The 25,408-nt window shown below is 62.4% G+C and carries 23 protein-coding genes and 1 tRNA gene; 11 read left to right on the forward strand and 13 right to left on the reverse strand.

Going from position 1 to position 25,408, the window contains the following annotated elements; all coding sequences use genetic code 11:
* Window positions 1–216: 216 nt before the first annotated feature.
* The 3 genes from AB1N67_RS17065 to AB1N67_RS17075 all read left to right on the forward strand — a co-directional run bounded on the left by AB1N67_RS17065 (window position 217) and on the right by AB1N67_RS17075 (window position 2,648).
* A complete protein-coding gene (locus AB1N67_RS17065) occupies window positions 217–732 on the forward strand; it encodes a hypothetical protein (protein WP_043206700.1) in 516 nt (171 codons plus the stop codon).
* A 370-nt stretch (window positions 733–1,102) separates the two neighbouring features.
* On the forward strand, window positions 1,103–1,999 hold the full coding sequence (locus tag AB1N67_RS17070) for a sensor histidine kinase (protein ID WP_043206701.1): 897 nt from the start codon (window positions 1,103–1,105) through the stop codon (window positions 1,997–1,999).
* Window positions 1,989–2,648 carry a response regulator transcription factor gene (locus tag AB1N67_RS17075; RefSeq protein ID WP_043206702.1) on the forward strand — a complete coding sequence of 220 codons (660 nt, stop codon included), beginning with the start codon at window positions 1,989–1,991 and terminating at the stop codon, window positions 2,646–2,648. The genes AB1N67_RS17070 and AB1N67_RS17075 overlap by 11 nt, the downstream gene beginning before the upstream one ends.
* On the opposite strand, the gene yegS is transcribed toward AB1N67_RS17075, so the two are convergent.
* The gene (yegS, locus tag AB1N67_RS17080; RefSeq protein WP_043206703.1) at window positions 2,632–3,519 is read right to left on the reverse strand and encodes a lipid kinase YegS; all 888 of its coding nucleotides are present in this window, start codon (window positions 3,517–3,519) and stop codon (window positions 2,632–2,634) included. The genes AB1N67_RS17075 and yegS overlap by 17 nt on opposite strands.
* A 183-nt stretch (window positions 3,520–3,702) precedes the next feature.
* Here yegS and AB1N67_RS17085 point away from each other — a divergent pair, with 183 nt between their 5' ends.
* Window positions 3,703–4,950 (forward strand): glycosyltransferase family 4 protein, encoded by a 1,248-nt coding sequence (locus AB1N67_RS17085; RefSeq protein ID WP_043206704.1) that lies wholly within the window; start codon window positions 3,703–3,705, stop codon window positions 4,948–4,950.
* Here AB1N67_RS17085 and glp read toward each other — a convergent pair.
* Window positions 4,939–6,126 carry a gephyrin-like molybdotransferase Glp gene (gene glp, locus AB1N67_RS17090; protein WP_367863875.1) on the reverse strand — a complete coding sequence of 396 codons (1,188 nt, stop codon included), beginning with the start codon at window positions 6,124–6,126 and terminating at the stop codon, window positions 4,939–4,941. The two genes, AB1N67_RS17085 and glp, sit on opposite strands and share 12 nt — an antisense overlap.
* Window positions 6,127–6,148: 22 nt before the next feature.
* Window positions 6,149–6,688 (reverse strand): molybdenum cofactor biosynthesis protein B, encoded by a 540-nt coding sequence (moaB, locus tag AB1N67_RS17095; protein ID WP_043206705.1) that lies wholly within the window; start codon window positions 6,686–6,688, stop codon window positions 6,149–6,151.
* A gap of 178 nt (window positions 6,689–6,866) precedes the next feature.
* On the opposite strand from moaB, the gene AB1N67_RS17100 reads away from it, so the two are divergent.
* Entirely contained in the window at window positions 6,867–7,088 is a 222-nt protein-coding gene (locus AB1N67_RS17100) for a YgdI/YgdR family lipoprotein (protein WP_043206706.1), read from the forward strand.
* An 82-nt stretch (window positions 7,089–7,170) separates the two neighbouring features.
* Window positions 7,171–7,247 (forward strand) — tRNA-Pro (locus AB1N67_RS17105).
* Window positions 7,248–7,453: 206 nt separating this feature from the next.
* Here the strand turns inward: AB1N67_RS17105 and mqo are convergent.
* From mqo to AB1N67_RS17120, 3 genes are all read right to left on the reverse strand, one after another.
* On the reverse strand, window positions 7,454–9,040 hold the full coding sequence (gene mqo / locus AB1N67_RS17110) for a malate dehydrogenase (quinone) (RefSeq protein ID WP_367863311.1): 1,587 nt from the start codon (window positions 9,038–9,040) through the stop codon (window positions 7,454–7,456).
* 419 nt (window positions 9,041–9,459) lie between these two features.
* Window positions 9,460–11,076, reverse strand: coding sequence for a methyl-accepting chemotaxis protein (locus AB1N67_RS17115; protein WP_367863312.1), 1,617 nt, complete (start codon window positions 11,074–11,076; stop codon window positions 9,460–9,462).
* A gap of 190 nt (window positions 11,077–11,266) precedes the next feature.
* Window positions 11,267–13,030 (reverse strand): ABC transporter transmembrane domain-containing protein, encoded by a 1,764-nt coding sequence (locus AB1N67_RS17120; protein WP_090344035.1) that lies wholly within the window; start codon window positions 13,028–13,030, stop codon window positions 11,267–11,269.
* 263 nt (window positions 13,031–13,293) lie between these two features.
* Between AB1N67_RS17120 and AB1N67_RS17125 the strand changes: the two genes are divergently transcribed.
* On the forward strand, window positions 13,294–13,467 hold the full coding sequence (locus tag AB1N67_RS17125) for a PA1571 family protein (protein WP_167358070.1): 174 nt from the start codon (window positions 13,294–13,296) through the stop codon (window positions 13,465–13,467).
* Between the two features lie 144 nt (window positions 13,468–13,611).
* Here the strand turns inward: AB1N67_RS17125 and pdxB are convergent, their stop codons facing one another.
* The 3 genes from pdxB to rlmM form a co-directional block, all read right to left on the reverse strand.
* Complete coding sequence (gene pdxB, locus AB1N67_RS17130) at window positions 13,612–14,754, reverse strand: 4-phosphoerythronate dehydrogenase PdxB (protein WP_102081932.1); 1,143 nt, start codon at window positions 14,752–14,754, stop codon at window positions 13,612–13,614.
* Between the two features lie 57 nt (window positions 14,755–14,811).
* A complete protein-coding gene (tusA, locus tag AB1N67_RS17135) occupies window positions 14,812–15,054 on the reverse strand; it encodes a sulfurtransferase TusA (protein WP_043206710.1) in 243 nt (80 codons plus the stop codon).
* 105 nt (window positions 15,055–15,159) lie between these two features.
* Window positions 15,160–16,224 carry a 23S rRNA (cytidine(2498)-2'-O)-methyltransferase RlmM gene (gene rlmM / locus AB1N67_RS17140; protein ID WP_043206711.1) on the reverse strand — a complete coding sequence of 355 codons (1,065 nt, stop codon included), beginning with the start codon at window positions 16,222–16,224 and terminating at the stop codon, window positions 15,160–15,162.
* A gap of 277 nt (window positions 16,225–16,501) precedes the next feature.
* Here rlmM and acnA point away from each other — a divergent pair, with 277 nt between their 5' ends.
* The 3 genes from acnA (at window position 16,502) to AB1N67_RS17155 (ending at window position 21,893) form a co-directional block, all read left to right on the forward strand.
* Entirely contained in the window at window positions 16,502–19,243 is a 2,742-nt protein-coding gene (gene acnA / locus AB1N67_RS17145) for an aconitate hydratase AcnA (RefSeq protein WP_090343865.1), read from the forward strand.
* Window positions 19,244–19,352: 109 nt separating this feature from the next.
* Complete coding sequence (locus tag AB1N67_RS17150) at window positions 19,353–20,129, forward strand: CPBP family intramembrane glutamic endopeptidase (RefSeq protein WP_043206713.1); 777 nt, start codon at window positions 19,353–19,355, stop codon at window positions 20,127–20,129.
* A gap of 198 nt (window positions 20,130–20,327) precedes the next feature.
* Window positions 20,328–21,893: a PAS domain-containing methyl-accepting chemotaxis protein gene (locus tag AB1N67_RS17155; protein WP_043206714.1), complete on the forward strand. Its 1,566-nt coding sequence runs from the start codon at window positions 20,328–20,330 to the stop codon at window positions 21,891–21,893.
* Between the two features lie 77 nt (window positions 21,894–21,970).
* Here AB1N67_RS17155 and AB1N67_RS17160 read toward each other — a convergent pair whose 3' ends face one another.
* The 4 genes from AB1N67_RS17160 to AB1N67_RS17175 all read right to left on the reverse strand — a co-directional run bounded on the left by AB1N67_RS17160 (window position 21,971) and on the right by AB1N67_RS17175 (window position 24,796).
* Complete coding sequence (locus tag AB1N67_RS17160; protein WP_102081933.1) at window positions 21,971–22,855, reverse strand: pseudouridine synthase; 885 nt, start codon at window positions 22,853–22,855, stop codon at window positions 21,971–21,973.
* 50 nt (window positions 22,856–22,905) lie between these two features.
* Entirely contained in the window at window positions 22,906–23,214 is a 309-nt protein-coding gene (locus AB1N67_RS17165; protein ID WP_070573380.1) for a transcriptional regulator, read from the reverse strand.
* 63 nt (window positions 23,215–23,277) lie between these two features.
* On the reverse strand, window positions 23,278–23,514 hold the full coding sequence (locus tag AB1N67_RS17170) for a glutaredoxin family protein (protein WP_367863313.1): 237 nt from the start codon (window positions 23,512–23,514) through the stop codon (window positions 23,278–23,280).
* Window positions 23,515–23,587: 73 nt separating this feature from the next.
* Window positions 23,588–24,796, reverse strand: a complete 1,209-nt coding sequence (locus tag AB1N67_RS17175) for an ammonium transporter (RefSeq protein WP_090343860.1) — start codon at window positions 24,794–24,796, stop codon at window positions 23,588–23,590.
* A gap of 289 nt (window positions 24,797–25,085) precedes the next feature.
* Here AB1N67_RS17175 and AB1N67_RS17180 point away from each other — a divergent pair, with 289 nt between their 5' ends.
* A complete protein-coding gene (locus AB1N67_RS17180; RefSeq protein ID WP_043206722.1) occupies window positions 25,086–25,400 on the forward strand; it encodes a YqjD family protein in 315 nt (104 codons plus the stop codon).
* Window positions 25,401–25,408: the final 8 nt, after the last annotated feature.

The following is a 25,408-nucleotide window of genomic DNA, read 5'->3' on the forward strand; positions in this document are numbered from 1 at the left end:
ACTGCCTGCGCGGACATATCCGTTGCCGACTCATCATTTATCCGACCGCCATCAGGGAATCCCCTAGTAGCAATCGGGTGCGACCTGATGTTCCCCGTATCCAATAGCCATTAATGTGACGCCATTCTCAATGCATGAATGGAGTCAGGCTTTGCTAGCGACGGTCTCGGTGTTGCCAAGCGCAGATCCTCCTGCCCCGTGCGCAGGCGTTTCATGATGGACAGCGCACCACTGAACAACGGCGCCCTGCAGGATTTCCTGCTGGATGCACAGGTATGGCTGACCAAAACCCAGGAATGCCTTCAGCATCTGGAGCTGATCGATAACGATCCCGATGCATGCCAATGCCTGAACGAGACGCTCGACACCCTAGCCCGTCGTGCTGACGCGCTTGGGCTGCTTGAAGTCGCCCGCTACACCGCCGCGCTCCAGCAACTGCTGGCCCCCGTCTGCCAGCAGCAACATCATCTGGGCGAGCAGGCGTTGAGCACGCTGCATGCCTGCATGAATCTACTGGCTTGGCAGCTGGAGCTGGTCGATGCGACGACAGGCCGCTTGAACCTGGACACCGCCGAGCAGTCCCTGTTGCTCGAAGAACTGGCGAACGCCCTGGGGCAACCTCGTCCGGAACTGTGCGGGCCCTGCCAGTCGCGCGGCGACCTGTGCACCCACCCTCACCTGTCCCAAACCCATCTTGCCTCGTCCGTCGTGGTGCCCGGTCACCGGCACTGAGCGTTTGTGACGAACAAACAATAAAAAATACAAAGCGCAAAGTTTTTCTTAGTTCGGAAAACGCTCTAGCAGGCATGTACGTATTAGTTGCGCTTGAAGAAAAACCATTTCAATGAATAATGGCGTTTTGATATCTGTCGATTTGGGCTATGCCCCTGCATGGCCCCGAAAAACCTGAGGTTTCAAGCCACCGGCCACCGCGACCAAATCAACTTGAAGTGATACCATGCACGCAGTTGAATGCACGCGCCGCAGGTATTGTTCAATTGAGTGAACCGTCGTCGGCAAGTGCTTGAAAGCAGGACGCCAAAGCCTCTGACCAGTCCCATGCAAGGCCTCCAACAGCAACAATTCAGTGGCTTTTCTATCTATGCTTCCACGCTTGAAACTCCCTCAGCATTGCCGCTCCCGCGCCACCTTGCTGCGCTGGGCGACCGCGTTGCTGTGCGTGGGATCACTGCTCGCCAACCTAACGTTTGCCGTACGCGCCCTCCCCCTGCCCGCCAGCCTGCTACTGCTGCAATCGATTGCCTTGATCGGGATCCTCTGGCACTGGCGCCAGTGGGCAAGATCGATCAGCCTGCGCCCAGCGGAACTGGCCGACCGTATGCTCAAGGTCCAGGAAGGCGAACGCCAGCGCCTAAGCCGAGAGTTGCATGACGATATAGGCCAATCGCTCACGGCCGCGAAGCTTCAGCTCGACTGGCTACAGCGGCGCATTCCGGCAGAGCTTCAAGAGCACTGCCAGACCCTGCGCAAGACCCTCGAAAGCACATTGAGCAATGTCAGGGACGTCTCGGCGATTCTCAACCCGCGTCAACTGGCCAGTCTGGGACTGGAGGCGAGCCTGCGGGCCCATCTGGTGCGCACCCTGGAGAGCAGCGATGTTCACTGGAGCCTGGAGTGCCATCAGCGCCTCGGCGGTATCGACGAAGCGGTTTCCATGGCCGCATTCCGGATCACCCAGGAAGCGGTGACCAACATGCTGCGTCACGCCCATGCGTGCAATCTCACGATCAGCCTGCGCCGCACGCCTGCGGGCCTGAGCCTGTCGATCCAGGATGACGGCCAGGGCTTCGAGCCCGCCGCCAACCCGGCCGAAGCCGGCCAACGAGGCCTGGCTGGGATGCTGGAACGCGCGGCGGCCCTGCAAGGCACGCTGAGCATCTCCAGCCAACCGGGTCAGGGCACCCGGATCGACGCGCTGTTCCCATGGCCACCGCGCACCGAAGAGCGCGCCAGGACTCCCGCCTCCCATGACCTGTAGATTGCTGCTGGTGGACGACCACTCGCTGATCCGCGCGGGCGTCCGCGCGCTGGTGACCGATATTCCTGGCTATTCGGTAGTAGGCGAAGCCGATGATGGCAGCCAGTTACTGGAGATGGTGCAGCGCGTGACGCCAGACATTGTCCTGCTGGACATCTCCATGCGCTCGACCAGCGGCCTGGACGCTCTCAGCCAACTGCGCGCAAACGGTTTCGTGTGCAAAGTACTGATCCTCTCCATGCACACCGATCCGGATCTGATCATGCGCGCCTTGGAAAGCGGCGCCCATGGCTACCTGCTCAAGGACACCACGGCCAACGAACTGGAACAAGCCCTGGCCGCCCTGCACAACGGCGAGCGCTACCTGAGCCCGGCGATTGCCCATACCGTGATCAACCAAGCCTTGCTTCACGCCCAGGACGGTAAGCAAACGGCGGGCGAGCGCCACAACCTGACCGCTCGCCAACTGGAGATCCTGCGTCTGATCGTGCGCGGCAAGTCGACCCGGGAAATCGCCAACGGCCTGGGCCTATCGATCAAGACAGTCGAAACCCACCGCTCGCAGATCATGAAACGCTTGCAGATCTATGACGTGGCCGGCCTGGTGCTGTTCGCCGTTCGCGAGAAGATCATCAGCCTGGACGACTGAGCAAGGGCGAGTCCGCCGGCAAATGCAGGCGCAACGCGGCCGGACACGCCTCGAAGCGCAGACTGTCGGCCTGCAACGGCTCGCCATCGAGGTTGATGTCCACCCCCTGTGAGCTCTTGATCTCGACCCAAGGCAGCCGAGCCCTCACGAACAACCCCTCTCCGGCAAGCAGATCGCGCAAAGCACCGATCATTTCCTGGGGGGCAGGCAAGATACCGATATCCAGCAAGCCATCGTCCACCCAAGCATCGGGGCACAGCACATGCCCACCGCCCGCCTGACGACCATTGCCGATACCCAGCGCCAGCAACTCGCCCTGCCAATGAAAATCCGGCCCCTGAAGCTCCACCGATGCCGCCTGCAGCTCGCTGAAACGAGACAGACCAGTGAACAGGTAGGCCGCGGCGCCTAGTACTTTCTTCAAATCTTCGGATGTATTGGCCGTAACTTGGCTGCCAAACCCACCGGTGGCCATGTTGAGAAACATCTGATCACCCACCTTGCCCAGATCCACCGGCCGTGCCGGCTGCTCGAGCAAGTCCAGAGCCGCCGCAGGCTCCAGCGGTATACCTGCGGCCTTGGCGAAGTCATTGGCCGTGCCCAAGGGCAGCAGTGCAAGGCTGGCATCCGAGCGAGCCTGCGCCATGGCCTCGGCCACGTCTCTCAAGGTGCCGTCTCCACCACCGGCCACCACCTGCCGAAAACCTGCGGCCAATGCCTGTGCGACCCACCGCTGGGCATCTCCGGCCTCCCAGGTCAGGCGCACGTCCAGCGTCCAACCGCGCTCGCGCAGCCCGCCCACGGCGCTGCGCACCTCCTCGTTCATGGCTTGCTTGCCATGCAGGATCAACATCGCCTTGCGTTCGCCCATCACGCCACTCCTTGAAACCTGCGGTTTTCAATCTCGACCATCGGCAGCGCTTCATTGCTGCATGCAGCTTCCGCCAGATACTTGGCTATCTGACCACCTGCACGGCCACCAGGCCATTTTATTGACTAAGCTACTGCAATACACCGAACCGACCACACCAGCCGACGATGAGGTAGCGGGGCCATGCGTATACTCTGGACACTGCCCTACCTGCCCTGGCCCACCACCAGCGGCAGCAAGACCCGGCAATATCACCTCATGCGCGAACTGACGCGCCAAGGCCACCGGATCACCTTGCTGGTGCAGTCCAAAGTCCCGCTTGGTGACGCCGCCCGGCAAGCACTGGAGGCGGTGGTCGAACGTCTGATCGTCCTGCCCAGGCGCCCGCTGCACAGCCCGCTCAACCTGCTGGCCTCCCCCATCATCGATTACCCGATGCGTGCCATCATCAACGGTTTAGCGCCTTGTCTGCGCCATCGCTTCGAGCAATTGCTGGACGAGCCCTGGGACATCATCCAGATCGAACATAGCTACAGCTTCCAGCCCTTCGAAAAGGCCCTGCAGACCCGCCGCCTGCCCTTTGTGCTCAGTGAGCATAATCTGGAATCGGTGATGGGCGCGGCCTGTCATGACCGGTTGCCACTGTGGTTGCGTCCCCTCAATGCCTTCGACCGCTGGCGCTATCGGCGCTGGGAGCAGCGCGTTCTACGTCAACCCAGCGAAGTGGTTGCCGTCAGCGCCCACGATGCCGAGCTGATCAGCCACATCAGCGGCCGGCCGGTGAACGTGGTGGTCAATGGCGTGGATTGTGACTTCTACCAGGACGTGCACCCTGCCTACCACAGCCAGCGCCTACTGTTCGTTGGCAATTTCGAATACGGCGCCAACCTCGAAGCCATCGAATGGGCACTCGAAGAAATCCTGCCTCAGGTCTGGATGAGCAACCCGGCCGTGCGCCTGGCCATCGCCGGGCATGCCCTGCCAGCGAGCTGGAAACTGCACTGGAACGACCCGCGCATCGAGTGGATCGGCTATCGCCCGGACCTGCGCGAACTGCAGCGGCGCTCGGCGCTGTTCTTTGCACCGCTGCGCTACGCAGGTGGCTCCAAGGTGAAAATCCTTGAAGCCATGGCCGCCGGGCTGCCGGTCATTACCACCAGCAAAGGTGTGTCAGGCCTGGCAGCCAACAATGGCGAGCATTACCTGGGCAGCGATGACAGTGGCCAACTGGCGCTGCTGATCACTCAACTGCTCAACCAGCCCTGGCGCATGTGCCAGTTGAGCGAGGCTGGCCGGCAGTTCGCACGCCAGCGCCACGACTGGAGCGTCGCGGCGCAGCAGCTGATGAACGTGCACATGCGCTTGAGCCAGTTGGGGCCGGCAGATGCCTCGCCCCTGGGCAACGTGTGGCTTGGTCGGTCAGCCAAGTAGCTCGCTGAAGGGAATGAACACCACGTTGTCGCCCTCGCGCACCGTGGTGCCTTCTCGCACTTCCACCAGCCCCTCGGCCCAAGCTGCACTGCGCAGCACACCGGAGCTCTGGTTCTTGTAGATTCGCACCGTGCCCTCTTCGATTCGCGCGCGCAGGTATTCGCGGCGGCTGCCGGGCTTGGTCCATTCGAACCCCGCTGGAACGGTGAAGCGCAGCGGCGTGACCTTCTCGACGCCTTGGCGGCGCAACAGATACGGGCGGGCCAGCAAGGCGAAGGTCACCAGGGTCGAAGCCGGGTTACCCGGCAGGCCGATCACCGGCACACCACGGAAGTGCCCGAATGTCAGGGGCTTGCCCGGTTTGATCGCCAGCTTCCACAACGCAAGCTCGCCGGCCTCGCGAAGGGCCATGCCAAGGTAGTCCGCCTCGCCCACCGAGACACCACCGGTGGACAGAATCAAGTCGACCTCGCCCAGTCCGGCCAAGCAGTCACGAGTACCCTGCAGGTCATCGGCGAGAATCCCCACGTCCAGCACTTCGCAGCCCAGGCGCTGCAACCAACTGACCAGCAGACGCCGGTTGCTGTTGTAGATCTGCCCTGGCCCTAGCGGCAGGCCCGGCTCCACCAGCTCGTCGCCGGTGGACAGCACAGCCACACGGACCTTGCGTACCACCTCAAGCCGAGCATGGCCCAGGGTGGCCGCCAGGCCCAACGCGATCGGCCCCAGACGCGTGCCGGCAGCGATCACGTGCTCGCCAATGCGGGTCTCCTGCCCTTGCGGGCGCACGTTCTGGCCGATCTTGAGCGGCTCGAGCAAGCGCACCCGCCCGTCTTCCAGGACCTCGGCGTTTTCCTGCATCTGCACACAATCGGCGCCCTCAGGCAGTGGCGCCCCGGTAAAGATCCGCGCACAGGTGCCCGGCTGCAGCGGTGCCGGGGCATGGCCGGCAAAAATGCGCTGGCTCACCGGCAGAGGTTCGCCTTGCCAGTCGGCCAGGCGCAACGCATAGCCGTCCATGGCACTGTTCGGCCAAGGCGGCAGGTCCAGGCCGGCCACCACGTCGCGGGCCAATACCCGGCCTTCGGCGTCCGCGAGGGCCACTGCTTCGCTGTCCTTGATCTGCGCGGCCTCGGCCAGCGCCAGTAAGCGCTCCAGGGCTTCTTCAACCGGCATCAGGGGCCGGGCCTGCTTGACCTCAACCACGGCTGTCACAGGCCGCTGCCTGCTTCAGGTGAGGCACGAAGTTGCACGGCCTGTGACGCGCATCGAGCTGCTCGGCAAGAATGCCGTCCCATCCGGTGCGCACTGCGTTGGTCGAGCCCGGCAGGCAGCACACCAGGGTGCCATTGGCCAAGCCAGCCAAAGCGCGGGACTGGACGGTAGAGGTGCCGATGTCCGCCACGGAGATCTGTCGGAACAGCTCGCCGAAACCTTCGACCTGCTTGTCCAGCAGGCACGCCACGGCCTCCGGCGTGCTATCCCGGCCGGTAAAGCCGGTACCGCCGGTGATCAGCACTACCTGCACCTGCTCATCGGCGATCCAGGTGGCGACTTGCGCGCGAATCTTGTAGAGGTCGTCCTTGAGCAGCACACGCTCTGCCAGTCGATGCCCGGCCGCACTCAGGCGGTCGACGAACAGCTGGCCAGACGTGTCGGTCTCGAAAGTACGGGTATCGCTGACGGTGAGCACCGCGATATTCAGCGCAACGAAGGGGATGTCTGCCTTGGCTTTCATGAGAGTGCGTCGCAGGAGGAAAAGATGGCGGTTGTTATATCACAGCCCAGCACGCCGCGACGCCGGCATTGTTCTCCGTCAATGCCGGCGTAATGCCGCTATGCTGCACTGAGAAGGAACTTGCATGGACACCGAGCGTCCTACTACTTATCAAGCACGATCGTACTGGAGAAAAGCAATGATTCAACGGACCCTTCCCGCCTTCCTGCTCGCCCTCGGCCTGGGTGCCTTGGCCGGTTGCGCATCGCCAACCGTCATCACGCTGAACGACGGCCGCGAGATCCAGGCAGTGGATACCCCCTCTTATGATGAGGACTCCGGTTTCTACGAATTTGAACAGCTCGATGGCAAGCGTACACGCATCAACAAAGACCAGATCCGCACGGTCAAAGAGCTGTGATCTGACAGGCCCTTTTTGCAAAACCCCCTTTTCGCAACAAGGGCTTGCGTTGAAAAATACGATGCAGTAGGATTTTGTTCATCGGAGTGTAGCGCAGCCAGGTAGCGCGTCTCGTTCGGGACGAGAAGGCCGCAGGTTCGAATCCTGTCTCTCCGACCAAATCCTAATTTTCAAAAAGCCCGCCTTGCGCGGGCTTTTTGTTGTGCCCGAAAAAATAACGGTGCAGCCTTTTCGAATATACCCTGCCCCCACCGGCCGACACTGCATTCCTGCACAACGCTGCATTTGTGGAGGCGGGTCACCCGCGAAGAGGTTGGTCCCGCCATGACAGAAAAACGCCCCGCAGGGCGTTCTTCAATCCATCGTTACTGCGCCTCGGCCAGCGCTTGCTCGGGCTGCACAGGTACGTACAGCAATTGCAGACGCGAGCTGGTCCATTCGCGCGTCTTGTTGGTCAGCTCCAGGTTGTTGTTCAGCTTCTGGCCGTAAGTCGGCACGATCTGCTGAAGCTTGGCCTGCCACTGCGGGCTCTTGATGCGATCCTTGAAGGTCTTTTCCAGTACGGTCAGCATGATCGGCGCGGCAGTGGAAGCACCTGGCGAGGCGCCCAACAGCGCTGCGATAGTGCCATCCTCGGAGGCGACCACTTCGGTACCGAACTGCAGGATGCCGCCGTGCTCAGGATCTTTCTTGATCACTTGCACGCGCTGACCAGCCTGGAGCAACTTCCAGTCTTCGTTCTTGGCGTTGGGGAAATATTCGCGCAGGGCGTTCATGCGGTCATCGAAGCTGAGCATCAGTTGCCCCATCAGGTATGTGCTCAGGTCGATGTTGTCGATACCGGCGTGCATCATCGGCATGATGTTGTGGCTGGTCAGCGACGCGAACATGTCCAGCAGCGAGCCGTTCTTCAGGTACTTGGTGGAGAAGGTCGCGAACGGGCCGAACAGCAGCACCTCCTTGCCATCGATCACCCGAGTGTCCAGGTGCGGCACCGACATCGGCGGCGCGCCGACCGAAGCCTTGCCATACAGCTTGGCCTTGTGACGAGCAACGATGTCCGGATTGTCGGTCATCAGGAATTGTCCGCCTACCGGGAAGCCTGCATAGCCTTCGGCCTCCGGAATACCGGACTTCTGCAGCAGTTTCAGCGCGCCACCACCGGCACCGATGAACACGAATTTGGCATTGACGCGGGTTTGCTTGCCGCCATCGGCCAGGTCTGCCACCACCACATTCCAGGTACCGTCATCGTTGCGCACGATGTCACGCACTTCGTGGCGCAGGTGCAATTGCACGTTCGGGTTGCGAGTCATGGATGCGAACAGCTGGCGGGTGATCTCGCCAAAGTTCACGTCAGTGCCAATGGCCATACGGGTGGCCGCGACCCGCTGCTCGGGCGTGCGGCCTTCCATCACGATCGGCACCCACTTGCGAATCTGCTCGTGGTCCTCGGAAATCTCCATGCCACGGAACAGCGAGCTGTGCTGCAGTGCTTCGACGCGCTTGTGCAGGAAAGCGATGTTCTCATCCCCCCAGACGAAGCTCATGTGCGGTACGTTGTTGATGAACGATTTCGGGTTGCTCAGCACGCCCTGCTCGACCTGATAGGCCCAGAACTGCTTGGACACCTCGAACTGCTCGTTGACGTTGACCGCCTTGCTGATGTCGATCTTGCCGTCCTTGCCTTCGCTGGTGTAGTTCAGCTCGCAAAAGGCCGAATGGCCGGTACCGGCGTTGTTCCAGGCGTTGGAGCTTTCTTCGGCGACTTGGTCCATGCGCTCGTACACATCGACCTTCCAGTCCGGCTCAAGCTCAGTGAGGTAGGTCCCCAGACTCGCACTCATGATGCCGCCGCCAATCAGCAGGACGTCGACCGTTTTTTCCGGTTCACCGGGCTTGGAGCAACCGATGACGCTCAGGCACAGGAGCGTCAGCAGGATTTTTTTCATGATTCAATCCAATTGAAGTGAAGTGACTGGCCTTTCGCTGCCCTTGCTGTGCACGCCCGGTTGTTGTTCTGACTCACGTGACCTTCGCGTCAGCGACGCTACATCCTGCGGCAACTGGCCAGCAGGACCGCTGAAGGTCAACGCCTGGGGTTTCGAAGGATCGGGACAGGATTGCCGTGGGCCTTGGCCCCGCTCGCCCTTAAGCAGAAGTTGTGCCAGTTACGCCAAGACCAACGACTAATAGCCAGGACGTTTGGTCGCAGGCCATCTTTAGCGGTTTCGCTGGCGACAATCCGCCACATGGGACAGGTCGCCAGAAGAGAAATGGCGGGTTTCCCCCTCAAGATTGTGGGAGAGGTTCGAAACCGGTGTGAACGGCATTGTGTGGCGATTGGGCCGCCAAGCGGCCCAGAACCTGGTCAGGCATTGAGCCGGGAGGTGACTTCAGCCAGCTGCCCGGAAAGACCATGCAGGCGTTGGCCTGCCTGCTCGGTATGCTGCACGGCCTGCTGGTTGGCCGTGGCGATGCGGGTGATCTCCACCAAGTTGCGGGAAATATCTTCGGCAACGCTGGTCTGTTCCTCAGCTGCCGTTGCGATCTGCCGGTTCATGTCGCGGATCGCCTCCACCGCCGTGGTGATGCGCTGCAGCATCTGCCCTGCCTGCTCGACCTGCTCGGCGCCTTCCTCGCTGCGTCGCTGGCCACTTTCGATAGCCTTGACCGCGTGTACCGCGCCGGACTGCACGGCGTCGATGATCTGATTAATCTCAGCGATCGACGCAGCCGTGCGCTGGGCCAGGCTGCGGACCTCGTCGGCCACCACTGCGAAACCACGTCCGGCTTCACCAGCGCGGGCCGCCTCGATGGCGGCATTTAGCGCCAGCAGGTTGGTCTGCTCGGCGATACCACGAATCACTTCCAGAACCTTACCGATACGTGTGCTGTCGCTTTCCAGTTCGCGGATCACTTGGGCGGTGCCAGCAATTTCACGGTTGACCACGCCAATGATGTCGATGGTTGCCTGCATCACTTGCTCCCCGGCCTGGGCGCTGTGGTCGGCATCGTCTGCCGCCCGCGCAGCCTCGGCTGCGTGGCGCGCCACCTCCTGCGCGGTGGCGGACATCTCGTGCATCGCCGTGGCCACTTGGTCGGTGCGCTGGAACTGATCATCCGTGCCCCGGGCCATTCCCCCGGCGAGGGTGCGCAACTGACCGCTGGCGGTTTCCAGCTCATCGGCGTTGTCCTTGAGCCGGCCAACGGTCTCGGCCAGGAAGTCTCGCAAAGTATTGGCGGCACGGGCCAGGCGGCCCAGTTCGTCCTGTCGACGGCCGTCAACCCGAGCGCCGAAGCGGCCTTGGCTCAATTGCGCCACATATTCGATCAAACCACGGATCGGCTCGACCAGGCTGCGGTTGACCAGCCACAGGCTGAACAGGCCCACCAGTACCGCCGATGCGAGCATCACCAACATGCCCAGCCACACCGTACGCTGGGCAGCAGCGCTGAGTTCTGTCGAACGCTCGTGGGCGTCGGCTCGCAAATGCTCGACCAACTCGCTCATTTGCTCGCTGGCGGCGCGGTCCACGCCCTTCACCGCCTGGTCACCCACAACCGGATCACCACCTGCGGCCAGAAACGCCTCACGCCCCTGGGCATAGGCCTTGCCCAATTGCCGGTGGCTGTCGCGCAAGTGCTGTAATCGCGCCTTGAGCTCACCGTCGCTGGCGCCGACCAACTGCTCAAGCAACTGGTGTACCTGCTGTTCGCGGGCCTGGAACTGCTGCCAGTACTTGTCCAGCTCGGCGCTCTGACGACCACGCAGCAACACGTTCTTCCATTCCTGCACTTGGATCTTGAACTGCAGGTTGGCCTCGTCGATCAACTGCGAATCACGCAACGGGCCATCGACCAGCGCGGCATAGCCGCGCACGTTGGCGGACAGGAACTGGAAGCACACCAAGGCGATCAGCAGCATCGCCACCAGGCTGCCGCCAAGCAGGGTGAGAATTTGCACTCTGAGGGATTTATGCAACATCGGGAGATCTCGCAAGCAAGGCTTGGGGAAACGACAGGCCGAAGGCTGCCGCACAAGACGTCCTTGTCTTCGTTCGCAGGCCAAAAAAAAGCTGCCATCGATCGATAGCAGCCAGGTCGAGCACTTACGCAACAGTTGAGCTAGATAGTCTCAGGCAATTGCTACAGAAATGTTACAAGCGCATTGCGCGCTATACCGCTGCAAACTGAAGCGCAGCCAGGCGCGCATAAAGTGGGCTTTGCTCGATGAGCTGACGATGACTGCCCACCGCCACCACTCGCCCCTTGTCGATCACCGCGATGCGATCAGCATGCTGCACGGTGGCCAGGCGATGGGCGATGACCAACGTGGTGCGCCCGGCCATGAGCTGCGGCAAGGCCTGCTGGACCAGGTATTCGCTCTGCGCATCCAAGGCACTGGTGGCTTCATCGAGCAGCAGGATCGGCGCATCCACCAGCAAGGCCCGGGCGATTGCCAGGCGCTGGCGCTGTCCACCGGACAAGCCGATCCCTGCCTCACCCAGTGGTGTCTGGTAGCCCTGAGGCAGTTGCTCAATGAACTCATGGGCATAGGCACTGCGCGCCGCTGCCTCGACTTCGGCCAGGCTGGCCTGGGGTCGGCCATAGCGGATGTTGGCCTCCACCGTGCCGCGAAACAACGCCGGGGTCTGCGCCACCAGAGCGAACTGCCGGCGCAAGCAAGTGGGGTCCAGCGCAGTGATCGCCTGCCCATCGAGCAGGATTTGCCCTTGCTGGGGCTCGTAGAAACGCAGCAGCAAGTCGAACAGGGTCGACTTCCCGGCGCCGGACGGTCCGACCAAAGCCACGGTCTGCCCCGGCTCGATGATCAGGCTCAGGCCGTCAATGGCCGCCACGCCCGGGCGCGACGGGTAGGCAAAGTGCACCTCACGCAGTTCGATGTGCCCGCTCGCCCGTCCCGCCACCTGCTCACTGGGCTGGGCCGGCGTAAGGATCGCACTGCGTGCTGCCAGCAGTTCGGCAATACGTTCAGCCGCACCCGCTGCGCGCTGCAGCTCGCCGATGACTTCGCTGAGGGTACCGAAGGCGCTGCCGACGATCAGGCTGTAGAACACAAACGCGGCCAGCTCGCCACCGGAGATGCGCCCTGCTATCACGTCCATGCCGCCGACCCAGAGCATCACCCCCACCGCGCCCAGCACCAACACGATCACCAACGTGATCAACCAAGCACGCTGGGCGATACGCCGCCGGGCCACGGTAAAGGCCGCCTCCACGGTCTCGGCGAAGCGTTCGCGATCGAGCGGCTGGTGGTTATAGGCCTGTACGGTCTTGATCTGGCCCAAGGTCTCGGCGACATAGCTGCCGACATCGGCGACCCGATCCTGGCTCTGGCGCGACAAGCTGCGTACCCGCCGGCCAAACAGCAGGATCGGCGCCAGCACCAGCGGCAAGGCCAGCACCACGATACTGGTGAGCTTGGGGTTGGTGACAAACAGCAGTACCACACCGCCGGCGACCATCAAGGCGTTGCGCAGGAACATCGACAACGACGAGCCGATGACCGATTGCAGCAAAGTGGTGTCTGCCGTCAGCCGCGACTGGATCTCCGAGCTGCGATTGTCCTCGAAAAAGCCCGGATGCAGGCCGAGCAGGTGATCGAACACCGCCCTGCGGATATCCGCCACGCAGCGCTCACCGATCCAGGAAACTAGGTAGAAGCGGCTGAACGTGCCCACTGCCAGGGCTAGCACCAACACGAGGAACAGGCCGATGGTCTGGTTGAGCTGATGCGGTGAACCGGTCATGAAGCCTTGGTCCACCAATAGGCGAATGCCCTGCCCCATGGACAAGGTGATGGCAGCCGTCACGATCAAAGCCAGCAATGCCAACACGACTTGCTTGCGGTAAGGACGGATGAACTGCCAGGCCAGGCGCAGAGCCCGACGTTGACGCACGGAAACCGGTTCAGGCATGAAAGGGGCCATCCACTGCGAAGAGCCTGCAGCCTACCACTCATCGGACAATGCGGAACTGTACAGCGTCTGCAGCCATCGTTAACAAGCGAGACGCCGTGCAAGGGAGCATAGATCAGTCCCTATGCGCTTTCGTTCTAAAACGAAGCTGGAGCTTTCATGAACTTTCTGGTGGACTACCCCTGCCGCGACGCAAGGGATATGTCACAAGGCAGTCACGGCAACGGTTTATCCTGAGCTTGAACCTGATGAGGAGACAGGAAATGAGCCTGCAACATGGCAGTGAAACACCCAAGGCCCCCAACCCACCACAACCTCAGGTCTGTGGTTCGATCATCGATGCACAGGGGCGGGAAATCCCGATCACCGAGCAGATGATCCAGAAGGCCTGCAAGGACCTGGAGCAAAGCCGGGTCGAACGCGTTAAAAAGGCCTGAGCCAAGCATTCCTTACAACCCGGCGCATGCGCCGGGTTTTTATTTGCACGCCCGTTGGTGTCTGCTCGAAACCCGCTTGAAGGAAAAGCCCCCTTCGAAAGCCTCCCTCTGGCAATGGAAACGCCGCAGTTTCAACCTGCCGAATCAGACCAGCACACCACCCAGCGCGCAGACCATCTGCGCCAATTGCGGCGCCTCGCCACGCAGGTGTACCGCCAGCCCTTCGATCTCCCGCCGCTGTGGGTAGTGCTTGCGCAACAGGTCGAATGCGGCGCGCTGTTGAGCGGGGTCTTCGCTCAGGCTTCGACGAAAATCGGCGTCGTCCCGACGCGGGTCATAGACCGCACGGCACAGCGTCGCCAATGCCCAGGCCGGGTCACAACTGGCGTCCAGATCGATCTGCGCCAGCGCCGGGGCAGGCAGTAGTTCAGACAATTGCACCTGCTCCGGCTCCCCCCGCCAGCGGCAGAACGCCTGATAGATCTGCGCCGTACCCCGTTGCTTGCCGTCCAGGCTGTAGCCGGCGATGTGCGGCGTGGCCAGGGTGCACAGGTCGGCCAGGTCGAGGCTCACCTGCGGCTCGCCCTCCCACACATCGAGCACCGCGTGCACGTCCTCGCGATCGAGCAGCAGCTCGCGCAGGGCCTGATTGTCCACCACCGGGCCACGGCTGGCATTGATCAGCCAGGTACCAGGGCGCAGGCGCGCCAACTGATCGGCGCCCAGCAAGTGCCAGGTGGGGTACTCGCCATCGCGCTGCAGTGGAGTGTGCAGGCTGATTGCATCGCAGGTTTGCAGCAGAGTGTCGAGGCTGACGAAGTCCCCACCTTCCCGCGCCTGGCGAGGTGGATCGCAGACCAGCACTTTCCAGCCCAGGCCATGCAGCACCCGCACCAGGCGCTCACCGACCTGCCCTGCGCCGACGACGCCATAAACCCGCTCGCTGAGCTTGGCACCGTCGAGCTCGGCCAAGGTCAGCAAGCTGCCCAGCACGTAATCCACAACGCCACGGGCGTTACAACCTGGTGCACTGCTCCAGTGAATGCCTGCTTGGGCAAAGTAGTCCAGGTCCAGGTGATCGGTGCCGATGGTGCAGGTACCGACGAAACGCACCTGGCTGCCTTCGAGCAGTCGCCGGTCGACCTGGGTCACTGAACGCACCAGCAGCACATCGGCGTCCTTGACGCAGGCGGCGTCGATGCTGCGGCCTGGGTAGCGGCGAATCTCGCCGAACCCGGCAAAGAAAGCATCGAGCAGCGGGATATTCTCGTCGGCAACTATCAGCATGGCGCTCTCCTGTGAGGGGAGCGCAGTGTAGGCCCTATTGCGGTGCGCGATCCAGGCTCAGTCGGCCTTCTTGCGGATCCAGTACAGGTAGGTGCCGGCCTGCTCCTGCTGCTCCAGCAGCTCATGGCCCAGGAAGTTGCAGAACTTGGGGATGTCGCGGCGGGTGGAGGGATCGGTGGCAATGACCTTGAGCAGGCCACCGGCCGCCAGGTCACGCACGTGCTGGTGCAGCATCATCACCGGCTCCGGGCAGTTCAGGCCGGTGGCATCGAGGATGGCGTCAGGGGTGAATTCGGTCATGGGGGGGCTCCACAAATGATGGGGCATTGTCGCGCATCGGACGACGGGGTCCAAGAGGGCCGAGCCAGCTCCACGACGGTGGGCGCTGGCCAGCCCTGTGGTCGATCAACGCGACTTGAGGTCCAGCCGGCGCAGATGACAAGTGACTTCTTCGCGGTCGTGGTAGAGCTGCTTGCAGGCGATCGATACCTTGACCTTGCGCGCCTTGAAGCCTGCCTCGATCCGGTCGAGCAGGCGGCGTACTTCGCCATAGCGCTGCTTCATCGGCAGCTTGAGATTGACCACCGCCTCGCGGCACAGCCCCTCCCCCAGCCAGGTCTCGATCAGCGAGGCAGTGCGCGCAGGCTTCTCGACGATGTCGCAGACCATCCAATCCACGGTGTGTTTGGGCTGCCAGGTGAACCCATCGGCCATCAGGTGCTGGACCAGACCGGTTTCCATCAGGCTTTCTGCCATTGGGCCGTTGTCGATGGCCGTCACCAACATGCCCCGCTTGACCAGCTGATAGGTCCAGCCGCCCGGCGAGGCACCCAGGTCCACGCCGGTCATGTCGTCGTTCAGCCGCAGGTCCCACTGCTCGCGTGGGATGAACTGGTGCCAGGCCTCCTCCAGCTTGAGGGTCGAGCGGCTGGGCGCTTCGCGAGGAAACTTCAACCGCGGGATACCCATGGGCCACAGGGCCGAATTGTTCGACTCGGCCAGGCCAACGAACACCCGGCGCCCACTGATGAAGGTCAACAGCAGGCGCGGCCCTGCGGCATTCTCGACCAGGCGCCCGGCCTTGTGCAGGGCCTTGCGCAACGGCACTTCGAATTTACGGCAGAAGGTCGAGAGCTCCTTGCCCTCGTTGCTGTCGAGCACCTCCAGCCACAGGCTGCCGAACACCGGGTAATCGGCCAAGTGTTCGAGCAAGACGCTGATCCGGTCGCTCTCCGGCAGTTCGACGAACGCGCCCCGTGCCCACTGGCGGGGGAAGATCAGTCGCTCGAAACGCAGTTCACGCATCAAGCGCTCGCCGCCATCGGGCTCTGCACAGACGAACTCGGCGCAGGCACTCTGCGGCTTGCCCCGGGCGTAGCCGGCAATGCCCAAGAGGGCGGCGTGTTCGCTGATTTCGGCGCAGACCTCGCCCTCGAAACCGGGCCGGCAATGCATGAACAGGGTATTCATCTTTCACTCCACGTCGCTGGCCTGGATCGCCAGCCTTGATCCGGCGCAAAGCAGGCGCCGGCAGGGCGGCGATGATAAAGGAAGATCGGAACCTGCGACATGCCCCACCTGTCCAGAAGTGGGTCAGGACCGGCAAACCAGTCTACCCTGACCATTCAGCCAGGTCCGTTGCGTACGGGCCGTTACAGAGCGGTGATACCGGCATCCACTGGCTTGTGTGGCAAGTCCGCACACTCGAAGCGGGAATGACCGGACACCGGCGCAGAAGGAGTTGGCAATGCCCTCGCTCGATAGCCTGAAGACCCTGAAGACCCTCAAGGTGGCCGACCACACCTATCATTATTTCAGCCTCGCCGAGGCTGCCCGGCAGCTCGGCGACCTGCAGCGTCTGCCCATGTCGCTCAAGGTACTGCTGGAGAACCTGCTGCGCTGGGAAGACGGCAAGACCGTCACCGGCGATGACCTACGCGCCCTGGCCGGCTGGCTGGGCGAGCGTCACTCGGATCGGGAAATCCAGTACCGCCCCGCACGGGTCCTGATGCAGGACTTCACCGGCGTGCCCGCGGTGGTCGATCTGGCTGCCATGCGCGCCGCCATGGCCAAGGCCGGTGGCGATCCGCAGCGGATCAACCCGTTGTCCCCGGTGGATCTGGTGATCGATCACTCGGTGATGGTCGACCGTTACGCCAGTCCCGCCGCCTTTGCCCAGAACGTCGACATCGAGATGCAGCGCAACGGTGAGCGCTACGCCTTCCTGCGCTGGGGCCAGAGCGCCTTCGACAATTTCCGCGTGGTGCCACCGGGCACCGGCATTTGCCACCAAGTCAACCTGGAGTACCTGGGCCGCACCGTCTGGACCCGTGAAGCCGACGGCCGTACCTATGCCTTCCCCGACACTCTGGTCGGCACCGACTCCCACACCACCATGATCAACGGCCTGGGCGTGCTCGGCTGGGGTGTGGGCGGCATCGAGGCCGAAGCGGCGATGCTTGGCCAACCGGTGTCGATGCTGATTCCCGAGGTGATCGGATTCAAGCTGACCGGCAAGCTGCGCGAGGGCATCACCGCCACCGACCTGGTGCTGACCGTCACCCAGATGCTGCGCAAGAAGGGGGTGGTGGGCAAATTCGTCGAGTTCTACGGCGATGGCCTGGCCGACCTGCCCTTGGCCGACCGCGCCACCATCGCCAACATGGCTCCGGAGTACGGCGCCACCTGCGGGTTCTTCCCGGTGGACCAGGTGACGCTCGATTACCTGCGTCTTTCGGGGCGTCCGGAAGAGGCAGTGCAGTTGGTCGAAGCCTATTGCAAGGCCCAGGGCCTGTGGCGTGTGCCCGGTCATGAACCGGCTTTCAGCGATACCCTGTCGCTGGACATGCACGATGTCGAAGCCAGCCTGGCCGGACCCAAGCGCCCACAGGACCGGGTGGCCTTGTCGCAGGTCAGCCAGGCCTTCGAGGGCTTCATCGAACTGCAGCCCAAACCGTTGGCCAAGGAGGTCGGACGTCTGGAAAGCGAAGGAGGCGGCGGTGTGGCCGTGGGCAATGCCGACCAGGCCGGGGAAATCGACTATACCCATGACGGTCAGACCCACACCTTGCGTGACGGCGCAGTGGTGATCGCCGCCATCACATCCTGCACCAACACCTCCAACCCCAGCGTGATGATGGCGGCCGGCCTGGTAGCCAAGAAAGCCGTCGAGAAAGGCCTCACCCGCAAGCCTTGGGTGAAAAGCTCCCTGGCTCCGGGTTCCAAAGTGGTCACCGACTACTTCAAGGCAGCCGGCCTTACGCCTTACCTCGACCAACTCGGCTTTGCCCTGGTCGGCTACGGATGCACCACCTGCATCGGCAACTCCGGCCCATTGGATGACGCCATCGAGCAGGCCATCGGCAGCGCCGACCTCACGGTGGCCTCGGTGCTCTCGGGCAACCGCAACTTTGAAGGCCGTGTGCATCCGCTGGTCAAGACCAACTGGCTGGCCTCTCCGCCCCTGGTGGTGGCCTACGCCCTGGCCGGCAGCGTGCGCACCGACCTGACCCGTGACCCACTGGGCATCGGCAAGGATGGCCAACCGGTATTCCTTCGCGATATCTGGCCCAGCCAGCAGGAAATCGCCGAGGCCGTGGCCAAGGTCGACACCGCCATGTTCCACAAGGAATACGCCGAAGTCTTCGCCGGCGATGCCCAATGGCAAGCCATCGAAGTGCCTCAGGCGGCCACGTATGTCTGGCAGGACGACTCCACCTACATCCAGCATCCACCGTTCTTCGACACGATCGGCGGCCCGCTGCCACAGGTCCGCGATATCCAGGGCGCTCGCATCCTGGCGCTGCTCGGCGACTCGGTGACCACCGACCACATCTCCCCGGCAGGCAACATCAAGGCCGAAAGCCCCGCCGGTCGCTATTTACGCAGCAAGGGCGTGGAGCCAAGGGACTTCAACTCCTACGGCTCACGACGCGGCAACCATGAGGTCATGATGCGGGGTACTTTCGCCAACATCCGCATCCGCAACGAAATGCTCGCCGGCGAAGAGGGCGGCAACACCTTGCATGTACCCAGCGGCGAGAAGCTGTCGATCTACGACGCGGCCATGCGCTACCAGGACGAAGGCACCCCGCTGGTGGTGATCGCCGGCCAGGAGTACGGCACAGGCTCCAGCCGCGACTGGGCCGCCAAGGGCACCAACCTGCTGGGTGTCAAGGCTGTGCTGGCAGAGAGTTTCGAACGTATTCACCGCTCCAACCTGGTGGGGATGGGCGTGTTGCCGTTGCAGTTCAGGGCCGGCGAAAACCGCAAGACCCTTGGGTTGACCGGCAAGGAGCGCATCGACGTACAGGGCCTCACCGACGCGCAGCTGCGCCCCGGCATGACTCTGGCGCTGCGTATCACCCGCGAGGACGGGCAGCAGCAGCAAACCGAAGTACTGTGCCGGATCGACACCCTGAACGAAGTGGAGTACTTCAAGTCAGGCGGCATCCTGCACTATGTGCTGCGCCAGCTGATCGCAGCCTGATCGGACATCGGGGCGCCTGAGCCCCATCACCGACGCGAACCCAGGTGGTGTCCTGAGCGCCACCTGGGCAGTCGAAAGGATTTCGACGACGTCATGACAAGGAATTCCCATGTATCCGCTTTCCTGGCCCGCACTGATCCCGCTCTGTTTCGGTTACGGCCTGGCCTTGATCCATGGCAGCCTGGGCCTGTCCAGTCTGCCCACCTTTGGCGCCCTGATCTGCGCCGCCCTGCTGGCGCACCGTGCGGTGCGCTGGCAACAAGTGGCGGGGCACGTGCTGTTCATCGTCCTGGCCATCGCCTTGGCAGTGCACTGGCTACCTGGCTTCCAGGGCGCCAAGGTGATCGACCAAGCGACCTTCAGCGACGGCGCCCTGCCCTTTTCCATGTACCTGAATCTCGACAAGCCGTTGATCGGCTTCTGGCTGTTGTTGACGTGCCCATGGGTGCTGGCCTGGCGCGGGGCCGCTTGGAGCACCAGTCTGGCATTCATCCTGCCGCCTACCGTGCTCGTGTGCCTCGGCGGCGCTTGGGCGCTAGGTGTAGTGACCTGGGCACCGAAATGGCCGGATCAGGCTTGGCTCTGGCTACTGAACAACCTGCTCCTGGTCAGCCTCACTGAGGAGTTGCTGTTCCGTGGCTACATCCAAGGTGGCTTGCAACGGCTATTGGGCCATGAGTCTCTGGCGCTGTTCGCCGCCGCATTACTGTTTGGCCTGGCCCACCTGGGAGCGGGATGGCAGTGGTTCTGCCTGGCCAGTCTCGCCGGCATCGGTTACGGCCTGGCTTACCGCCGGGGCGGGTTGATGGCGGCGGTGCTTTGCCATTTCGGTCTGAACCTTGTCCACTTTGCAGGCTTTAGCTATCCGATGCTGGCACTTGGCTAAACAATCGGTCATGATCGGACCAGCGCGTCACAAAACCGTAAAAAATCGGTAATATAGACGCCAATTGATTGGAAAAAACCGAATTTCTTTACTCAAGCCTGGGGGCCATTCATTGCGCCAGATCAAGTAAATTAAATAAACATTCAATAAAACCGGCGGCTGGCCGATACGGATTCAAAGCCTTGCGGATTGAACCTCATGCGTAACAACCAACCGATTACCCAGAGAGAGCGGACGTTTCCTGCTGAACAGCGGTTGATCTCCACCACCAACGCCAAGGGGGTGATCACCTACGTCAACGATGCGTTCATCGATATCAGCGGCTTCTCCCGCGAGGAACTGACGGGAGCGCCTCACAACTTGGTCCGCCACCCCGATGTGCCATCGGCGGTGTTCGCCCACATGTGGCAAACCCTCAAGCAGGGCCTGCCGTGGATGGGGATCGTCAAGAACCGCTGCAAGTCTGGCGATCACTACTGGGTCAACGCCTACGTCACGCCCATCTTCGACAATAACCAGGTAGTCGGTTACGAGTCGGTGCGGGTCAAGCCCACGGCCGAGCAGATCCGCCGCGCCGAGGCGTTGTATCAACGCATCAACCAAGGCAAGCCCGCGATTCCACGCCGCGACAAGTGGCTGCCTGTCCTACAGGATTGGCTGCCATTCATCCTGGTCAGCCAGATCGGCTTCTTGATCGGCAACTGGCTCGGCCACTCCTGGGGGTTCGCCCTGGCTGCCGGCCTGTCGGTGCCGCTGGGCCTGCTCGGCCTGAGCTGGCAACAGCGCGGCCTCAAGCGCCTGCTGCGCCTGGCCGAACAGACCACTTCCGATCCATTGATTGCACAGATGTACACCGACAGCCGGGGTGTACAGGCGCGCCTGGAAATGGCCATGCTCAGCCAGGACGCCCGCATGAAGACCTGCCTGACTCGCCTGCAGGACAGCGCCGAGCAACTCAGCGACCAGGCACGCGAGTCCGACACTCTGGCCCATCAGAGCTCCACCGGCCTGGAGCGTCAGCGAGTCGAGACCGAGCAGGTCGCCGCCGCAGTCAACCAGATGGCTGCCACCACCCAGGAGGTGGCCAACCATGTGCAGCGCACCGCCGATGCGACCCAAGAGGCCAATCGACTGACCAGCCAGGGTCGGCAGATCGCCGGAGAAACCCGCGAGGCCATTTCTCGCCTTTCCCAAGCCGTCGGCGAAACCGGGCAGACCGTCACCCAACTGGCTAAGGACAGCGACGAGATCGGCGGCGTAGTCGATGTGATCAAAGGCATCGCCGATCAGACCAATCTGCTGGCCCTCAACGCCGCCATCGAGGCTGCCCGTGCAGGTGAGATGGGTCGTGGCTTCGCGGTCGTGGCCGATGAAGTCCGCCAGCTGGCTCAGCGCACCGCAGAGTCCACCGGGCAAATCCACAACCTGATCGCCAAGTTGCAGCAGACCGCCAGCAATGCGGTGCAGACCATGGAGAATGGCCATCGTCAGGCCCAGGAAGGCGTGGAGCGGGTGATGGAGGCTGACCAGGCCCTAATAGGTATCAGCGAAGCAGTGGCCAACATCACCGACATGGCCACCCAGATCGCCGCGGCCACCGAGGAGCAAACCGCTGTGGCCGACGAGATCAGCCGCAACATCAGCACCATTGCCGATCTGGCCGACCAGACTGCCGAACAGGCCCAGCGCTCTGCCTTGCTCAGTGAAGAGCTGACCAGCACCGCCGGTAGTCAGTACTCACTGGTGGAACGCTTCAACCGCTGATGCACGTCGGCGCATGCCCGTCTCTACAGGTGCATTACCAACCTGTAGGCGCGGGCTTGCCCTCACCCCGACAGATTTCACCAATCCAGCGAGAGTCGGCTCTCGAAGTAACGCATCTCCCCAGTCAGGGGATCCTGGAAACGCAAACTGTGCGCCAGCAGCTTCAAGGGGCGTTGGTAGTCGTCCTCATCCTTCGAAAGCTGCGGATAGAACGGGTCATTGCAGATACCGGCACCCAACGCCGCCATATGCACCCGCAATTGGTGCGTCTTGCCTGTCACCGGTGAGAGCCCGTAGCGCCACAGCTTGCCGTTCTTCTCCAGCACTTCGGCAAGGGTTTCGCTGTTCTCCACACCGTCCACCTCATGCATGCGGAAGAAGGGTTCGCCATGCACCAGGCGGCTACGGTGCACCAAAGGGAATTCGCGCTCAGGCAGTGCCGCCGCTATGGCCTGGTAGCGTTTGTCGATACGCCGCTCGGGAAACAGCCGTTGATAGGCGCTGCGGGTCTGCGGATTGGCGGAAAACAGCACCAGGCCCGCGGTATGCCGGTCGATGCGGTGCAACGGCACCAGATGCGGGTTATCCAGACGGCGGATCAGGCGGCGCAGCAAGGTCTGTTCGACGTATTCGCCGGTCGGCGTGACTGGCAGAAAATGCGGTTTGTCCGCGACCACCAGATGCTCATCGACATGCAGGATCGACTCCTGTACGGGAATCGGCTTTTCATTGAGCACTTCGCGAAAGTAGTGCAAGCGCATGCCCCGACGGTAGGGAAAGTCCGCCGCAATGGGCTGCCCTTGTGCATCCAGCACCCGCCCCCGGGCGAAGCGGTCCAACCACTGTTCACGATCGATCCCCTTGAAGTGCTCGCACAGGCAATCGAGCACGGTTTGCCAGGAGCCCGGAGGCAGGCAGACAGTACTGGCTTGCTGATGGGCAGGGTCGAAAGGTGCGGTCATGACAGGGCTCGGGAATTCAAAGGCGGGCATTATCCCCCATGGCTACAGGCTCAACCAGCCTTGGCCTGCAGTTCAGTGCGCTCCTTGAGCCAGCGCAGTACTTGCACTGGCTCCCAGCGGGCGGGATCGTAAAGGGCATAGATCAGCCCCTGGTAACCCACCACATCCAGCGCACGGTGATAACCCGCGCGCTGGAACAACGCCTCGATCTCAGCGAAACAGGTGTTGAAATGGACTTTGCCGAACGGAGTCCGGTCGTCGGTCACCAAGCCTTCGAGGCGCAGTTCCAGCACGGCCTCGCATACCTGCTCGGGCGGCATGCGATTGACGCTGTACTTCAGTTGCTCGACGTTGAACATGGGCGAATCCGTATACTGTATTTATATACAGCATACGGATTCGCCCAAGCCTGCGTCAACGGCTCACCCCAGAAACGCCACGACTTGCTCGGCATCGAACGGCCAGCCCAGCTCGACGCCGGTATCGCACCGGCGAAGTACCGGAATGCGCAGCCCATAGCGCTCGAACAGCGCCTCGCTTTCAGCGATATCGACCAGCTCCACCAACAAGCCATGCTCGATGAACGGCATCAGCATGGCCTCGGCGACTTCGCACAGGTGGCACCCCAAGGTGCCGAACAGTTGGCATTCAGGCAGCATGGACACGCCTCGAGTCTGCGGGAACGGGATACCCATTCTAGGACCATGCTTGCTCCCGCGCATCTGACGCGCGTCAATCTTGATTGGTCGCCCCGATGCGGTGCAGCGACAAGTCTGCGCCTTGGAATTCCTGCTCATGGCTAAGACGCAGCCCGTGTACCCGCTTGATCAGGCCATAGACCGCAAAACCACCAGCCAACGCCACGATGACGCCCGCCAGGCTGCCCACCAACTGACTGCCCAGACTGACGCCCCCCATCCCGCCGAGGGCCATCTGCCCGAAAATGCCGCAGGCGATACCGCCCCAGAGGCCGCATAGGCCATGCAGCGGCCAGACCCCGAGGACATCGTCGATCTTCCAGCGGTTCTGCGCCGCGGTGAAGCACCAGACGAACAGCACGCCAGCGATCAAACCCGTGGCCAGCGCTCCGACAGGGTGCATGACGTCCGAACCGGCACACACAGCCACCAATCCGGCCAGCGGGCCGTTGTGCAGAAAGCCCGGGTCGTTACGCCCGGCCAGCAAGGCCGACAAGGTGCCGCCGACCATGGCCAGCAGCGAGTTGATCGCCACCAACCCACTGACCCCTTGCAGGGTCTGGGCGCTCATGACGTTGAAGCCGAACCAACCGATGATCAGGATCCATGACCCCAATGCCAGGAATGGAATGCTCGACGGTGCGAAGGCCACCAGGCGCCCTTCGCGATAGCGCCCACGGCGTGCACCGAGCAACAGCACCGCCGCCAGCGCCAGCCAGCCGCCCATGGCATGCACCACCACCGAGCCGGCAAAGTCATGGAACGGTGCTCCGAAGCGCGCTTGCAACCAAGCCTGCAGCCCGAAGTTGCCGTTCCATACCACGCCTTCGAAGAGCGGATAGACCACCGCCACGATCAAGGCCGTGGCGCACAGCTGCGGCACGAAGCGAGCGCGCTCGGCAATGCCGCCGGAGATGATCGCCGGGATCGCCGCCGCAAACGTCAGCAAGAAGAAGCATTTGACCAATGCATAACCGTGGTCGTCGGCCAGCGTTGCGGCGGGCTGGAAGAAGCTCACGCCATAGGCCACCCAATAACCCACGAAGAAGTACACCAAGGCCGAGACCGCGAAGTCGCTGAGGATCTTCGATAAAGCGTTGACCTGATTCTTGTGACGTACGGTCCCGACCTCCAGAAAGGCAAATCCCGCATGCATGGCGAGCACCAAGATGGCGCCCATGAGGAGGAACAAGGTATTGGAGCCGTGAACGAGGGAGTCCATCGCGCTGTGCATGTTTTCCATGAATAGGCAGACCTGCTGAAAAGGCACCAGGACAGTTCAAGAGCCCGCATCCCTGCACCGATTCGGTGCCAGGCCTTTGCCCTATTTCGGTGAGCCGGGCGCGACCTGCGTGGTTTTTTCTTGGGTTTGTCGTGGATTGGGTTAAGGTTTATCGGTATCGCATGGCCCGCGCACGCATTCGGCGCGGCCACGCTCCGTGAGGTAGCAAGGGCCGTACCAGCGGCCATACTGAACCTTCCGCCAACCCCATCACTCGAAATAGCCACACACTTTTACAGGGAGAGCCTCCATGGCCAGCAAACCGGCAAAGACTGCTCAAGAGATACTGATGGCTGACTTCCAGGCGTTGGTGCGCGACACCGAAAAGCTGCTCGCCGACACCGCCAACCTGGCAGGCGACCAGGCCGACGAACTGCGTGAACAGCTTCATGACCGTCTGGCCCAGGCCCGCGAAACCCTGCAACTGACACAGGACTCGGTCCGCGAACGTGGCCAGGCAGCCTTGGGCAGCGCCGAGCAATACGTCCAGGAAAACCCTTGGCAGGCCATCGGCATTGCCGCCGGCGTTGGCCTGTTGATCGGCCTGCTGGCCAGTCGACGCTAAGGGGTGAG

Source organism: Pseudomonas guariconensis (assembly GCF_040822035.1).
GTDB classification, from domain to species: Bacteria; Pseudomonadota; Gammaproteobacteria; order Pseudomonadales; family Pseudomonadaceae; genus Aquipseudomonas; species Aquipseudomonas guariconensis.